General features: G+C 41.8%; 17 protein-coding genes. 12 read left to right on the top strand and 5 right to left on the bottom strand.

What is annotated here, in order from left to right; all coding sequences use genetic code 11:
* Positions 1-894 (top strand): deoxyribonuclease IV, encoded by an 894-nt coding sequence (locus tag MHI44_RS03180; protein WP_009967756.1) that lies wholly within the window; start codon positions 1-3, stop codon positions 892-894.
* A gap of 26 nt (positions 895-920) precedes the next feature.
* Here MHI44_RS03180 and MHI44_RS03175 read toward each other — a convergent pair whose 3' ends face one another.
* Positions 921-1,175 (bottom strand): DUF2624 domain-containing protein, encoded by a 255-nt coding sequence (locus tag MHI44_RS03175; protein WP_003230076.1) that lies wholly within the window; start codon positions 1,173-1,175, stop codon positions 921-923.
* A gap of 115 nt (positions 1,176-1,290) precedes the next feature.
* Between MHI44_RS03175 and MHI44_RS03170 the strand changes: the two genes are divergently transcribed.
* Both MHI44_RS03170 and zur read left to right on the top strand, forming a co-directional pair.
* A complete protein-coding gene (locus MHI44_RS03170; RefSeq protein WP_003230077.1) occupies positions 1,291-2,172 on the top strand; it encodes a YitT family protein in 882 nt (293 codons plus the stop codon).
* 137 nt (positions 2,173-2,309) lie between these two features.
* A complete protein-coding gene (gene zur, locus MHI44_RS03165; protein ID WP_003230079.1) occupies positions 2,310-2,747 on the top strand; it encodes a zinc uptake transcriptional repressor Zur in 438 nt (145 codons plus the stop codon).
* Between the two features lie 42 nt (positions 2,748-2,789).
* On the opposite strand, the gene MHI44_RS03160 is transcribed toward zur, so the two are convergent.
* A complete protein-coding gene (locus MHI44_RS03160) occupies positions 2,790-3,371 on the bottom strand; it encodes a nucleotidase (RefSeq protein ID WP_003246215.1) in 582 nt (193 codons plus the stop codon).
* A 132-nt stretch (positions 3,372-3,503) separates the two neighbouring features.
* On the opposite strand from MHI44_RS03160, the gene MHI44_RS03155 reads away from it, so the two are divergent.
* Entirely contained in the window at positions 3,504-3,893 is a 390-nt protein-coding gene (locus tag MHI44_RS03155; protein ID WP_339203508.1) for a DUF308 domain-containing protein, read from the top strand.
* A gap of 25 nt (positions 3,894-3,918) precedes the next feature.
* On the opposite strand, the gene ispG is transcribed toward MHI44_RS03155, so the two are convergent.
* The 3 genes from ispG to MHI44_RS03140 all read right to left on the bottom strand — a co-directional run bounded on the left by ispG (position 3,919) and on the right by MHI44_RS03140 (position 6,330).
* The gene (ispG, locus tag MHI44_RS03150; protein ID WP_010886567.1) at positions 3,919-5,052 is read right to left on the bottom strand and encodes a flavodoxin-dependent (E)-4-hydroxy-3-methylbut-2-enyl-diphosphate synthase; all 1,134 of its coding nucleotides are present in this window, start codon (positions 5,050-5,052) and stop codon (positions 3,919-3,921) included.
* A 122-nt stretch (positions 5,053-5,174) separates the two neighbouring features.
* Positions 5,175-5,474 (bottom strand): LysM domain-containing protein, encoded by a 300-nt coding sequence (locus MHI44_RS03145; protein WP_003230087.1) that lies wholly within the window; start codon positions 5,472-5,474, stop codon positions 5,175-5,177.
* Positions 5,475-5,568: 94 nt separating this feature from the next.
* Positions 5,569-6,330: a DUF1189 domain-containing protein gene (locus tag MHI44_RS03140; RefSeq protein WP_015384107.1), complete on the bottom strand. Its 762-nt coding sequence runs from the start codon at positions 6,328-6,330 to the stop codon at positions 5,569-5,571.
* A gap of 109 nt (positions 6,331-6,439) precedes the next feature.
* Here MHI44_RS03140 and MHI44_RS03135 point away from each other — a divergent pair, with 109 nt between their 5' ends.
* The 8 genes from MHI44_RS03135 (at position 6,440) to pstB (ending at position 15,144) form a co-directional block, all read left to right on the top strand.
* Positions 6,440-6,922, top strand: a complete 483-nt coding sequence (locus MHI44_RS03135; RefSeq protein WP_004398518.1) for a DUF456 domain-containing protein — start codon at positions 6,440-6,442, stop codon at positions 6,920-6,922.
* A gap of 178 nt (positions 6,923-7,100) precedes the next feature.
* The gene (gene sodA, locus MHI44_RS03130; protein WP_004398583.1) at positions 7,101-7,709 is read left to right on the top strand and encodes a superoxide dismutase SodA; all 609 of its coding nucleotides are present in this window, start codon (positions 7,101-7,103) and stop codon (positions 7,707-7,709) included.
* 106 nt (positions 7,710-7,815) lie between these two features.
* A complete protein-coding gene (locus tag MHI44_RS03125; protein WP_339202851.1) occupies positions 7,816-9,108 on the top strand; it encodes an MFS transporter in 1,293 nt (430 codons plus the stop codon).
* Between the two features lie 113 nt (positions 9,109-9,221).
* Positions 9,222-11,375, top strand: coding sequence for a penicillin-binding protein 2A (gene pbpA / locus MHI44_RS03120; RefSeq protein ID WP_339202849.1), 2,154 nt, complete (start codon positions 9,222-9,224; stop codon positions 11,373-11,375).
* 154 nt (positions 11,376-11,529) lie between these two features.
* On the top strand, positions 11,530-12,432 hold the full coding sequence (locus MHI44_RS03115) for a phosphate ABC transporter substrate-binding protein (protein WP_339202847.1): 903 nt from the start codon (positions 11,530-11,532) through the stop codon (positions 12,430-12,432).
* 68 nt (positions 12,433-12,500) lie between these two features.
* A complete protein-coding gene (gene pstC, locus MHI44_RS03110) occupies positions 12,501-13,430 on the top strand; it encodes a phosphate ABC transporter permease subunit PstC (protein WP_014477352.1) in 930 nt (309 codons plus the stop codon).
* Positions 13,430-14,314: a phosphate ABC transporter permease PstA gene (gene pstA / locus MHI44_RS03105; protein ID WP_003230103.1), complete on the top strand. Its 885-nt coding sequence runs from the start codon at positions 13,430-13,432 to the stop codon at positions 14,312-14,314. Before pstC ends, pstA begins: the two co-directional genes overlap by 1 nt.
* Before the next feature lie 20 nt (positions 14,315-14,334).
* Positions 14,335-15,144: a phosphate ABC transporter ATP-binding protein PstB gene (gene pstB, locus MHI44_RS03100; RefSeq protein WP_015384102.1), complete on the top strand. Its 810-nt coding sequence runs from the start codon at positions 14,335-14,337 to the stop codon at positions 15,142-15,144.
* The last annotated feature ends 6 nt before the right edge of the window (positions 15,145-15,150 follow it).

Genomic DNA, 15,150 nt, shown 5'->3' with positions numbered 1-15,150 from the left:
TTGCTGAGAATAGGCTCACACGTCTCTATGAGCGGAAAACATATGCTTCTGGCTGCAAGCCAGGAAGCAGTCTCTTATGGGGCGAATACGTTTATGATCTATACAGGCGCACCGCAAAATACGCGCCGAAAGAAAATTGAAGACTTAAATATAGAAGCAGGCCGGGCACATATGCAAGAAAACGGCATTGACGAGATTATCGTACACGCGCCTTATATTATTAATATTGGCAACACGACAAATCCGTCCACTTTTGAGCTGGGTGTTGATTTTCTTCGTTCAGAAATTGAACGGACAGCGGCCATCGGAGCGAAGCAAATTGTCCTTCATCCTGGCGCTCACGTAGGGGCAGGAGCTGAAGCCGGCATCAAAAAAATTATTGAAGGCTTAAATGAAGTGATTGATCCGAATCAAAATGTCCAGATTGCATTAGAAACAATGGCTGGAAAAGGATCAGAATGCGGCAGAAGCTTTGAGGAGCTTGCGCAGATTATCGAAGGCGTTACACACAATGAGCAGCTGTCAGTGTGCTTTGACACGTGCCATACACATGATGCCGGGTATAACATTGTCGAAGACTTTGACGGAGTGCTAAATGAGTTCGATAAAATCATTGGCATTGACCGTATTAAAGTGCTTCATATCAATGACAGCAAAAATGTCAAAGGTGCGAGAAAAGACCGCCATGAAAATATTGGCTTTGGTGAAATAGGTTTTGACGCACTGCAATATGTTGTTCACCATGAGCAGTTAAAAGACATTCCAAAAATTCTTGAAACACCATACGTCGGTGAAGATAAAAAGAACAAAAAACCGCCATACCGTTTTGAGATTGAAATGCTGAAAGAAAAACAATTTGATGATACATTGCTTGAAAAGATTTTACAGCAATAAAAAATGGGGGATAACACCCCCATTTTTTAGCTTGTAAATTGTTTGAATAGTTCATTAACTGTTTGAGCTGTTTCTTTCGATGTAATCGTCTCTACTTGTTTCAGCAGCCGCATTCGTTCACTCTCATTAAAGATGTTTACATTTTTCCCGTATAACAGGTTCGCTACTTCAACGGCCTGCGATCTTGTTAAGCTGATTCCGTATTGTTTTGAGTACTTCAGCAAATCATCAGCAGTAGCCTGATTAAGCCGCTGCAAAATAATTCTTTGAAATAAAATCATCGGTCATTCCACCTCCAGACTTAATGTATGGGCAAATCAGTAAAATGTGTCAGTGTTTAATGGTAAAATAGATTTATAATGTATTTAAAATAGTTATTGCAGGAAAGGAGATTTTATGACCCCAACAAAACAACATAAGAAAGAAACATTTACCCATTTTATTTTCAGGGTCTTTATGATTCTGGTAGGAGCTGCATCTGCGGCTGTAAGTATTGAATTATTTTTAATCCCCAATGATTTTATTGATGGCGGGATTATCGGTGTATCACTTATTTTAGACCACCTCTTTATGTCAAACCCCTTTCTGAATTTCGCTTTTTTCGTTGTCATATTAAATATTCCTTTTATGATCTTCGGATATAAATATATCGGTAAGACCTTTCTAGTCTCTACGTTTATAGGGATTGTCGGGCTTGCCGTTATTGAATCCTCACTTCACCATGTAGAAGCCATTACAACCCAGCCTATTTTGGCTACTGTGTTCGGAGGTCTTTTACTCGGCTTTGGCGTCGGGCTTGTTATTCGAAACGGAGGTTCAATGGATGGTACAGAAATTCTCGGTATTTTGCTGACCAAAAAACTCCCGTTTTCAGTAGGTGAGTTCGTTATGTTCATCAATGTGTTCATTTTCATTTGGGCAGTTTTTGTGTTCGGTCCTGAGCAAGCGATGTACTCATTCATGACTTATTATATTGCGATGAAAACGATTGATGCCGTGATCCAAGGGCTTGATGAAACAAAAGCTGTCATTATTGTGTCTGAGCAGTATGATGAGATTTCCGACGCGATTTTGCACCGTCTTGGTCGGGGCACAACGAAGCTGAAGGGGAAAGGCGGGTATACGGACGAAGAAAAAGACGTAATTTACGCGGTTGTCACAAGGCTGGAAGTGACAAAGCTCAAATCGATTGTGTTTGAAGTCGATCAAAATGCATTCATAACAATTATGAATACTCATGAAACGAGAGGCGGAAAATTCAAAAACGCAATCCACTAGGCTTTCATTTACTTTTATTCATTTTATGGGTATAATTTTATCTGCAGTAAAGAAAATGGCTTGCTGGACAGACAGCTGCCATTTTCTTTTTCATACATGTAATACGTTCTTAAGCAAAGCGAAAAGGGGGACCCTTCATGAACGTACAAGAAGCGCTGAACCTACTAAAAGAAAACGGATATAAATATACAAACAAACGGGAGGATATGCTGCAGCTTTTTGCTGATTCAGACAGATATCTTACCGCTAAAAACGTACTGTCTGCACTGAATGATGATTATCCAGGCTTAAGCTTTGATACAATCTACAGAAATCTTTCTTTATATGAAGAACTTGGGATTTTGGAAACAACTGAGCTGTCCGGTGAAAAGCTCTTCCGATTTAAGTGTTCATTCACCCATCACCACCATCATTTTATTTGTCTTGCCTGCGGCAAAACAAAGGAAATTGAATCATGTCCGATGGACAAGCTTTGTGATGATTTGGATGGCTATCAGGTCAGCGGGCATAAATTTGAGATTTACGGCACATGCCCTGATTGTACAGCGGAAAACCAAGACAACACTACTGCGTAAAATGCGTATATATGAAAAAGGGGCCCGGTTTGGGCTCCTTTTTCAGTTATTGACGCGTATTAAGTGATGCTTGTTGTTGTTCATCCATTGAACGGCTTCTAGCCAGTTGTTTACTCTGATGATGTTTGAATCAATCGGAAGCTGATTATAAGGGGAATTGAACAAAATCACCGGTATCCCGGCTTCTTTCGCAATCATCATGGCGTTACCGTGATGATCCTCAAAAAACAGGTCGATGTTATGATTCTTGACCGCTTCAACTTTGTGATGACCGCCAACGAGTTCGATGTGGTCATAATGAATGTTTTGTCTGTCAAACCATTCATAGGTAATATCAGTTAAATGAGTCCGTCTCGCTGTAATATAAATAAGCTTGTGCTCCTCTTTGAGAAGATCAAGTGACTGTTTCGCATGCTGTGCAAGCAATGCTTCCTTATATATGATCGCTTCATTTTGATTCATCCAATCCCAAAATTCTTCCTGGGTAATGTTTAACAGCTTTGTTAAATCATAATCCGTCATATCGTTTAATGAAATGGAAAGATTAAACGAACGGTTCAAATAAGGGACGAATGTATCCTGAGCCGTGATTGTGCCGTCAATATCTATTCCTAAGCGTAACATGCCCACACTCCTTCAGTTTCATCCCTTCAAGTGTAACATAAACAATTGACATTAACAGAAAAGTTTAGCAAACATGAATCAGGCAAAATGGATCAAACTATAAAAGCTCCTTTAATAAAACAGAAGGGGGAATTGAAGGTGGCAAACGATTACGAAAAGCGTGATAACAACAGTTACTATGTTGATCATGGATCTGAAGGGACAAATATTACCCGTGACAATGACGGTTTTTTTGAGGAAACAGCTGCTGAAATCGCAGAGCCTTATCGTGCTGCTGAACGCAGCAATGACCAAGACAATGATCGCAGCGGCGGCAATGTCAATGAAGGACGGGGAATAGGATATATCGCTTTAGCCTTGTCTATTATTTCATTGTTTGTACTGCCTGTTTTATTGGGAGCTGCCGGTATTATTGTCGGCTATATCGCAAGAAGAAGAGGTGCTCAAGGCCTTGGCGCCTGGGCAATGGGTATCGGTGTCGTTTCATTAGTGCTTGGAATATTTATTATTCCATTTTTCTAACACAAAAAAGCTTGACGGGTTCCCGTCAAGCTTTTTGTGTTTCTTCTTTTAATTTTGCTTTTTCAGCTTCAAGTTTTGCGTAGTGTTCCTCAGCAAGAATGTCAATTTCTTTTTTGAGTTCTTCTACCATCGTTTCCTCTGGAACCTTACGGACAATTTTCCCTTTCCGGAACAGCAGTCCTTCACCGCGTGCGCCGGCGATTCCGATATCAGCTTCTCTCGCTTCACCAGGTCCGTTTACAGCGCAGCCGAGAACAGCAACTTTAATCGGCGCTTTTATCTTAGAAATATACTCTTCCACTTCATTGGCAATGCTGATTAGATCAATTTCAATACGGCCGCAAGTCGGGCATGAGATGAGCGTGGCAGCATTGGAGGCTAAGCCGAAAGATTTCAGAAGCTCCCTTGCTACTTTTACCTCTTCTACAGGGTCTGCGCTTAGTGAAATGCGCATGGTGTTCCCGATGCCTTTGCTTAAAATGGCGCCGAGTCCTGCTGCGCTCTTTACTGTGCCGGCAAACAGCGTTCCTGACTCGGTGATCCCGAGGTGAAGCGGGTAGTCAAACGCTTTCGCCGCTTTTTCATAAGCCTCGATTGCAAGGTTCACGTCAGAGGCCTTCATGCTGACAATAATATCGTGAAAATCAAGATCCTCAAGAATTTTAATGTGATGAAGTGCGCTTTCTACCATTCCATCGGCAGTCGGATAACCGTATTTTTCTAAAATCCGTTTTTCCAATGAACCGGCGTTTACTCCGATTCTGATCGGAATGCCTTTGTCTTTGGCCGCTTTAACAACCGCTTCAACTTTTTCGCGCCGGCCGATGTTGCCGGGGTTGATTCGGATTTTATCTGCGCCGCCTTCAATGGCTTTCAACGCAAGTTTATAATCGAAATGTATGTCAACAACGAGAGGAATGGAAATGCGCTTTTTAATATCCGCAATGGCGTTTGCTGCCCGTTCATCCGGACATGCTACCCGAACGATTTGGCATCCGGCTTCAGCCAAACGGTTAATTTCCGCAACCGTTGCTTCTACATCATGTGTTTTCGTTGTTGTCATGCTTTGGATGACAACTTCATTGTTGCCGCCTATTGTTAAAGGTCCCACTTTGACGGGACGCGTTTTTGTACGATGTGTGATTTCACTCACTTGCAATCGCTCCTTAATTGTAGTTGCCGCTTCTAGAGATAACAATTCTAGTATGGTTTATGTGAATTTATTTTACAAATTACATTGTAACAGTGTCTTCGCCGAACTGACAAGAAATTAACGTTAAATTAAGGGTAGACCGGGAATTTATACGCTGTTCCCGCTTGAATGGCATTGGCTTTCACATTTGGATTCAGTGCTTCAAAATCCTTTACAATGTCATCCGGAGAACCTGCTGATCCGACTATCGACATAACCGTATCACCCGGCTTTACCTTCACCGTTTTATAAGCCGGTTCTTGTACAGCCGTTTTTGCTGATGCTTCATAGACAGGGAGGTCCTGAATGGGTATGGTTCCAATTTTAAGGTCATAAAAAAGAATAAAAAGTATAAAAACAATGCTGCATACTAAGGTGAGACGCTTCATCGCTTTTCCTCCCGCATACGAAATTTTATACCATAGTATGCTTGTCCATTTCGATTCATGACAAAAGAAAAGAGACTGCGAATGCAGCCTCGGTTTATACAGCAGCTTTTTTGGACGGAATCTCTTTTAAAACGAGAAACAGGATGACAAAATTGACAAACCAGTTCAGCAAAAATTCACTTGGTACGGTTGCTTCTAATGCCCGCATGATTGTAAAGAATACAGTTGAAAGGGTGATGGAATAAGCAGAAAGCTTCCAGAGCTGATGATAGGATAAATGTTTTTTCTGCGAATTCTTAATGATTAACCCGATAAGCGCTAAAAACGATACTTCAATAAATTTTCCCGCTGCTGTTACGAGAAAAATAAGAGCTGAGAGAACAGTTACAATCATCGCTTTATTTTGGTTTAACCCTGCAATGACATCTTTTTTCTGTAACTCTGACGGCATCATTGAGTAAGACATTTCTTGGGCTTGTCCGTCAATGGCCAAAACAAATTTGTTCTGAAGGATGCCGATTGCGTTTTGCTTTGCTTCAATTTGTTCAGTGCCATAGGAGTCTGTTGGATCGAACACGATAACGAAACCATTTGCTTGAGATTCCGTGGCTTTTTTCTCATCCGTTTGAAGTTTGCCGTTTGAAATTGTGAAATCAGGGAAATCTTTGTTTAAAACAGTTTTAAAGCCGTTCATTGATTTTACGGTCCCTGTACTTACATAATAAGCGGTAGGGATTGCAAACAGGACAGAGAGCAAAAATACATAAAGAATCGCTTTTCCGATTCCTTGAAATCTTGTTTTTGCAATATCACGGGGAGAGTATGTACTTTTAATGAAAAGCTGAAACACATTCACTATCTTCACTTCCTAGCTAAACTAATATATGTTGCTTATTGTATCGTTGCATGCGTGTGAATACAAGGAAGACATGAAGAAGACAGAGTAAAATGGGAGGATGGAAGCTATGGATATGTTGTATTGGCTGTTGATTGCAGCGGTTTTTATCATTGCCTTTATCGGGCTGGTGTATCCTGTTATTCCGAGCGTAGTATTTATTGTTGCCGGATTTGTATTGTACGGATTTTTATTTTCATTCAGTCCGTATTCTTATATGTTCTGGCTTGTTGAGGCAGTTTTTGCCGCAGTATTATTCGCAGCAGATTACGTGTCGAATCTGCTTGGAGTAAAAAGGTTCGGAGGAAGCAAAGCTGCCATATGGGGAAGCACGATCGGTTTATTAATCGGGCCTTTTGTCATTCCGGTTGCAGGGATCATATTGGGGCCGTTTATCGGGGCTGTTTGCGCAGAACTTATCGTTCATCAGAAGGACTTAAAGTCAGCGTTTAAAATTGGCCTCGGCTCACTCATTGGTTTTTTAACAGGGGTTATTGCAAAGGGCATCATACAGCTTTTGATGATCGGATACTTTTTATGGACGGTCCTATAAGAAATGCTGGCGGCAGGTTTAATGGGACAGATTATCGGTTAAAGTGAAATATGTCCGCTGAAATGAGCTAAATCGTGAGCTTTTTCATTGATTACAAAGCATTCTTTTGTTACATTGAATGAAGAAAGGCTCGCTGTGAAGCGGCATTTCAGTACATATATACTAAGGAGGAATTATCATGGCTTACGAACTTCCAGAATTACCTTATGCGTACGATGCATTAGAACCGCATATCGACAAGGAAACTATGACTATTCACCATACGAAACACCACAACACATACGTGACAAATTTAAACAAAGCGGTTGAAGGAAACACTGCTCTTGCCAACAAATCAGTTGAAGAGCTTGTTGCAGATCTTGATTCTGTTCCTGAAAACATCCGAACTGCAGTCCGCAACAACGGCGGCGGGCACGCGAACCACAAATTATTCTGGACACTTTTATCTCCAAACGGCGGAGGCGAACCGACTGGCGCGCTTGCTGAAGAGATCAACAGTGTATTTGGAAGCTTTGACAAATTCAAAGAGCAATTCGCAGCAGCAGCAGCTGGACGCTTCGGTTCTGGCTGGGCATGGCTTGTTGTGAACAACGGTAAACTTGAAATTACAAGCACGCCAAACCAAGATTCTCCGCTTTCAGAAGGCAAAACGCCTATTTTAGGTCTTGACGTTTGGGAGCATGCTTACTACCTTAACTATCAAAACCGCCGTCCTGATTACATTTCAGCTTTCTGGAATGTTGTAAACTGGGACGAAGTGGCTCGTCTATACAGCGAAGCAAAATAATGGCACAAACAAGGTCCTTATTATGGGGCCTTGTTTTTTTATGTCTTCTTTTTACATATCTCGGTTTGAGTGAGACAGACTAAGGGATAGTAAAGGGGAGTCAGTAATGAGCAAACTAAAAAAAGTGATAGGCGATGTAGACGTAAACAAAGGGTTACTCTTTCTGCTGACCATTGGCGGGCTTTACTCACTGGGAATTGCACTGTCCAATACATTTGTTAATGTGTATCTTTGGAAGCAGTCAGGGAAATTTATTGATTTGGCGATATATAATTTATCCATTGTGACAATGCAGCCGATAACCTTTTATTTGGCTGGACGGTTAGCCAAAAAAATAGACAGGGTATTCATTTTAAGGTTCGGCGTCATTTTTTTAGCTGCCTTTTATTTAAGTGTGCTTTTAGCCGGAGAAACGGCGGCCAGCCGCCTCGTGCTAATCGGCGCGGTGCTCGGAGTTGGCTATGGCTTTTATTGGCTAGCGTTTAACGTACTGACCTTTGAAATAACAGAGCCGGATACACGAGACTTTTTCAACGGGTTTATGGGCATTCTGTCTTCCTCTGCAGGAATGATCGGCCCGATTGTAGCCGGATTCGTGATCTCAAGGCTTGAAAATAATACGGGTTATACAGTGATTTTCAGTCTCTCCCTCAGTTTATTTGCCCTGGCTGTCGTGATGAGCTTTTTCTTAAAACGGAGAGAATCAAAGGGCCGTTTTATGCTGAGTAAAGTATTTGGAGAGCGCCATAGCAATATGAATTGGCGGAGAATCACGAATGCGCATTTTTTTCAGGGTTTGAGAGAAGGGATTTTTGTCTTTTTAATCAGTGTGTTTGTATTTATTGAGACAAACAGCGAACTTGCTCTCGGTACATTCGGTCTTGTCAATTCAGCTGTTTCCTTCTTTGCCTACTACTTTGCATCCAGGCTGATTAAGAAAAAGGCGAGAAAAAAATCGATTTTGCTGGGCGGACTTATTTTGTATGGCGCGCTGTTTTTGATTCTGTTCCATATGAGCTTTTCGACATTATTAACGTACGGCGCTTTTATTGCCATCGGCTATCCTCTGTTGCTTGTGCCATATGTATCACTTACATATGATGTGATAGGGCGCGCGAGGCATGCCAGAAAAGCAAGAATTGAATATATCGTGCTTAGAGAAATGTTCTTGAACGCCGGCAGAATTGTTTCCATTTTGTGCTTTCTCCTGATTGTGGCCCTTCTGAAAGAGGATGTGGGAATTCCTTTGTCACTTGCGATATTGGGTATAGGACATCCTTTGATTTATTACTTTGTCAAGGATATCCGTTTTAAGGAGAAAGAAGGGGAAAATGAAACCATGGAAGAAGACGGCCAAAAACGGGTAACAGAACCGACCCTGTTAAAAGGCGAGAGATAATTTTTTTGCCAAAAAGGGGTTATCTGTAGAAAAAAGTCGAAAAAACCTTTAAAATGAAAACTGGCACTCTTACTTGAGTGTCTTTTCTTTCTGTAAATAGAAAAGGTGATGTTATGAGGAGAAATAAACCAAAAAAGCAAAATCAAAAAGAGAAAAAGAAGTCGCTTCCGATCCGGCTGAATATTTTATTTTTAGCTGCCTTTGTTATATTTACCTGGATTATTGTGGAACTGGGCATCAAGCAGATCGTGCAAGGCGATGATTACAAAAACCAAGCGAATAAGCAAGAACAAAGTGAAGTCAGCTCAGCGGTACCGCGCGGGAAAATTTATGATCGAAACTTTAATGCCATTGTGACAAATAAGGCTTTAAATGCAATCACATACACGAGATCTAAATCGACCACGCAAGAACAGCGCTTAAAGATCGCAAAAAAGCTGTCTGACATGATCAAAGTCGATACAAAAAAAGTAACAGAACGGGATAAAAAAGATTATTGGATTTTGACTAGACCGAAAGAAGCGAAAAAGCTCATTAGCTCTAAAGAAAGACAGCAGGTTGAAGACAAAAAAATATCCGATGACGATTTATACCAGCTTCAGCTAAAACGGATTACTGATAAGCAGCTGAATGAATTGACGGATAAAGATATGCAGATCCTCGCTATCAAAAGACAGATGGATTCGGGCTATGCATTGACCCCTCAATATATCAAAAACGAAGATGTATCAGCGAAGGAAATGGCAGTGGTAAGTGAACATTTAGACGAACTGCCAGGTGTTGATGTCACGTCCGATTGGGAACGTGAATATCCGTATAAAAACCTTCTTCGCTCAGTGCTCGGAAGTGTTTCCAGCTCTAATGAAGGATTGCCGTCCAACTTGCTCGACCATTATCTGTCGCTTGGCTACAGCCGTAATGACAGGGTCGGAAAAAGCTATTTGGAATACCAATATGAAAGCCTTCTGCAGGGACAAAAAGCCAAAGTCGAAAATATCACAGATTCAAACGGCAATGTCACGGGAACAAAAACGGTATCTGAAGGCAAAGCCGGTAAGGATCTCGTGCTTACGATTGACATTGATTTGCAAAAAGAAGTGGAAAAAATCATTGAGAAGAACCTCAAATCTGCTAAAGCAAGACCAAGCACTCAATTGTTAGACCGGGCATTCGTTGTCATGATGGACCCAAGAAACGGTGAAGTGCTTTCAATGGCGGGCAAGCAGATTAAACAAGAAAATGGGAAATATAAAATTGATGATTACGCTTTAGGTACAATGACGTCATCTTACGCTATGGGTTCAGCAGTCAAAGGCGCAACAGTCTTGACAGGCCTTCAAACCGGAGCCATCAATCTGAATACAGTTTTTCAGGATGAACCATTGTATATCGGCAGTCAGGATAAACGCGGTAAAAAGTCATGGACTAACTTAGGACCGGTCAATATTCAAAGAGCCTTAGAGCAGTCTTCCAACGTATTTATGTTTAAAACTGCGATCGCGCTCGGAAAAGGTGAATATAAACCGCACCAGGCTTTACCGATTGATACGACGGCCTTTGATACGTTCCGTAATTACTTCAGCCAATTTGGACTGGGTGTCAAAACTGGAATTGATCTTCCGAATGAAATGACAGGCTATAAAGGAACAGACAGATTGACGGGATTCTTGCTTGACTATGCGATCGGCCAATACGACACGTATACACCGCTGGAACTCGCGCAATACGTATCAACGATTGCAAACGGCGGATATCGCTTAAAGCCTCAGCTTGTAAAGGAAGTCAGAGAACCTGATGCTAAAAGAGGGATCGGTGCTGTCGTACAATCCGTTCAGCCGGAAGTGCTGAATAAAATCGACATGAAGAGTGAATATATTAAAGAGGTTCAGGCCGGATTCAGGCGGGTGATGACAAAAGGGACAGCTGCCAGCCAATTTGCTTCAGCGTCATATCAGCCTGCCGGTAAAACAGGAACAGCACAATCGTTCTATGATGGACCTGATAAATCAAAAACAGGAACATCGACTTATAATACGACACTTGTTGCCTATGCACCGGCTGATAATCCTGAGATTGCGATCTCTGTAGTAGTCCCTTGGGCTTATATTGATTACAGCGCTAAATATACCATTACAAACGAAATCGGCAGGGAAGTAATGGATAAATATTTTGAGCTGAAATCGAAGCAGGACAAAGAAGATACTCAGCAAAAGAATAAAGACAAAATTGAAGAAAATGCAGAAAACACAACGTCTTCTGATAACTAAAAAGAAACGCTCACATGATGTGGGCGTTTTTTTTATACAAAAAAACGCACTGATTTACAAAACCTTAACATTCGGTTCAAACCCTTTTTACATAGAACCTTTACTCTATACGTGTAGGACAAATTACACATTATACGCAGGGGGAATTCAGGAAATGAAAAAAAACAAATTGGTGCTTATGCTTCTGATGGCTGCTTTTATGATGATTGCAGCTGCATGCGGAAATGCAGGAGAAAGTAAAAAATCGAATAGCGATTCTGCAAAAGGAGAAGAAAAGGCATCAGGTTCTTTAACCATTTCTGGTTCATCGGCAATGCAGCCACTAGTACTTGCAGCCGCGGAAAAATTTATGGAAGAAAACCCTGATGCTGATATACAGGTACAAGCTGGCGGTTCTGGAACAGGGCTTTCTCAAGTCTCTGAAGGAGCTGTTCAGATCGGGAATTCAGACGTTTTTGCTGAAGAAAAAGAAGGCATCGATGCAAAAGCGCTTGTCGATCATCAAGTCGCTGTAGTTGGTATGGCAGCAGCTGTAAACCCTGATGCTGGTGTGAAGGATATTTCAAAAGATGAATTGAAAAAAATCTTCACTGGAAAAATCAAAAACTGGAAAGAGCTCGGCGGCAAAGACCAAAAGATTACACTTGTAAACCGTCCTGATTCTTCTGGCACACGTGCTACATTTGTAAAATATGCGCTTGACGGAGAAGAACCTGCAGAAGGCATTACTGAAGATTCCTCCAACACGGTGAAAAAAATCATTGCTGATACTTCGGGAGCGATTGGATATCTTGCATTCTCATATTTAACAGATGATAAAGTAACTGCTCTATCTATTGACGGTGTTAAACCTGAAGCGAAAAATGTAGCAACTGGCGAGTATCCGATCTGGGCTTATCAGCATTCTTATACAAAAGGTGAAGCGACAGGTTTAGCTAAAGAATTTCTTGATTATCTAAAGAGTGAAGACATTCAAAAAAGCATTGTTACTGACCAAGGCTACATTCCGGTTACTGATATGAAAGTGACACGCGATGCCAACGGGAAGCAAAGCTGATCTTAATAAAAAGAGGAGTGCGGGGACAACCGTTTCTCCTCTTAACACATTCATAGGAGTGTAAAACAATGATAAACAATAGAGAAAATATGTCTGTGAGCGAGCGTTTAATCAGCTCAAGGCAAAATCGGCAATTGGATGAAGTTCGGGGAAGAATGATTGTGACAGCATGTGCGCTGATTATGATTGCGGCATCTGTTGCAATCACCATTTTCCTCGGCGTGAAGGGGCTGCAATCTTTTCTTGTAAATGGTGTAAGCCCAATTGAATTCTTAACGAGCTTAAATTGGAATCCTACAGATAGTGATCCGAAATACGGAGTGCTGCCATTTATTTTTGGCTCATTTGCAGTAACGATTCTTTCTGCTCTAATCGCTGCGCCGCTTGGCATTGCAGGTGCGATTTTTATGACAGAGATTGCCCCGAATTGGGGAAAGAAAGTGCTGCAGCCGGTGATTGAGCTTTTAGTCGGTATTCCATCTGTTGTTTATGGATTCATAGGTCTTACAGTATTGGTGCCGTTTATCGCCCAGTTCAAATCGAGCGGAACAGGGCACAGTTTATTGGCGGGAACGATTGTCCTTTCCGTCATGATTCTGCCGACGATCACATCGATTTCTGCTGATGCAATGGCTTCTCTTCCGAAGAGTTTACGAGAGGGTTCTTACGCGCTCGGTGCGACAAGATGGCAGACGATCAGAAAAGTACTTGTGCCTGCAGCTTTTCCAACATTGATGACAGCTGTTGTGTTAGGCATGGCTCGGGCGTTCGGTGAAGCTTTGGCTGTTCAGATGGTCATTGGAAATACAAGAGTATTGCCGGAAAGCCTGTTTGACACTGCGGGAACGCTGACAACGATCATCACGCTGAATATGGGTCACACCACATACGGAAGCGTTGAAAACAATACGCTGTGGTCAATGGGGCTTGTGCTTCTGGTGATGTCATTCTTGTTCATCCTGCTTATTCGCTACTTGTCATCTAGGAGGAAAGTGTAATGAACCGCAAAATAACAGATAAACTGGCGACCGGAATGTTTGGTTTGTGTGCAGCCATTATCGCTGCCATTTTAGTAGGTTTGTTTTCCTATATTATTATAAACGGTGTTTCTCAGCTCAGTTTTCAATTTATTACAACAAAATCGAGCGCCATTGCAGCTGGAGGAGGCATACGAGATCAGCTGTTTAACTCCTTTTATATTTTGTTTATTACAATGCTGATTACAATCCCGCTCGGTGTGGGCGGCGGAGTCTTCATGGCTGAATACGCGCCTAATAACAAAGTAACTGACTTCATCAGAACATGTATAGAGGTGCTTTCATCTCTTCCGTCTATTGTCATTGGGATGTTTGGATTATTGATGTTTGTCAACTTAACAGGCTGGGGATATACGATCATAGGCGGAGCGCTTGCGTTAACTGTTTTTAACCTTCCTGTCATGGTGCGTGTGACAGAAGACGCGATCCGTTCAGTCCCTAAAGATCTGAAGGAAGCCTCTCTCGCTTTAGGTGTATCACGCTGGCATACCGTAAAAACAGTTTTAATTCCAAGTGCGATTCCTTCTATCATCACAGGAGCAATTTTAGCGTCAGGAAGGGTGTTCGGGGAAGCGGCCGCATTATTATTTACGGCAGGCCTGACAACACCGCGTCTTAATTTTACGGAGTGGAACCCGTTTTCGGAAACATCACCGCTTAATATTTTCAGGCCCGCTGAAACACTTGCGGTCCACATTTGGAACGTCAATACACAAGGAATGATTCCGGATGCTGAAGCGATTGCCAACGGTGGTTCTGCCGTGCTGGTGATTTCTGTTCTTGTGTTTAATCTCGCGGCGAGATGGCTTGGCACGATGATCTACAAAAAGCTTACGGCAAATTAGAACGGAAAGAGGCGAAAAACATGTCTGAACAAATGGTAAAAGAAAAACCTGAGCGAGCTGTTATTGTTCCGAAGCAGAATCACGTGCTTGAGGTCAAAGATCTGTCTATTTTTTACGGAAATAAACAAGCCGTTCATCATGTAAACATGGATATTGAAAAAAATGCGGTGACTGCTTTAATTGGGCCGTCGGGATGCGGAAAATCTACTTTTTTGAGAAATATTAACCGAATGAACGATTTAATTCCATCTGCAAGAGCGGAAGGTGAAATCCTTTATGAAGGATTAAATATATTGGGCGGCAATATTAACGTTGTCAGCTTGAGAAGAGAAATCGGAATGGTTTTTCAAAAACCAAATCCATTTCCGAAATCGATCTATGCGAATATCACACATGCATTGAAATATGCCGGAGAGCGGAATAAAGCTGTTTTAGATGAAATTGTGGAAGAAAGTTTAACAAAAGCGGCCCTCTGGGATGAGGTGAAGGATCGTTTACATTCATCCGCACTCTCGTTATCCGGCGGCCAGCAGCAGCGTTTATGCATCGCGAGAACACTTGCGATGAAGCCGGCTGTTCTTCTGCTTGATGAACCAGCTTCAGCGCTTGATCCGATTTCAAATGCGAAAATAGAGGAATTAATTACAGGATTGAAAAGAGAATACTCAATTATTATTGTCACGCACAATATGCAGCAGGCTCTGCGGGTTTCTGACCGGACGGCATTCTTTTTAAACGGCGAGCTTGTAGAATACGGACAGACCGAACAGATTTTCACGAGTCCGAAAAAGCAAAAGACAGAGGATTATATTAACGGGAAATTCGGATAGGAGGGC

Source organism: Bacillus sp. FSL K6-1366, from assembly GCF_037976695.1.
Taxonomy (GTDB): Bacteria; Bacillota; Bacilli; order Bacillales; family Bacillaceae; genus Bacillus; species Bacillus subtilis.
Note: the sequence above shows the minus strand (reverse complement) of the source record. Positions and strands in the feature narration are given on the sequence as shown.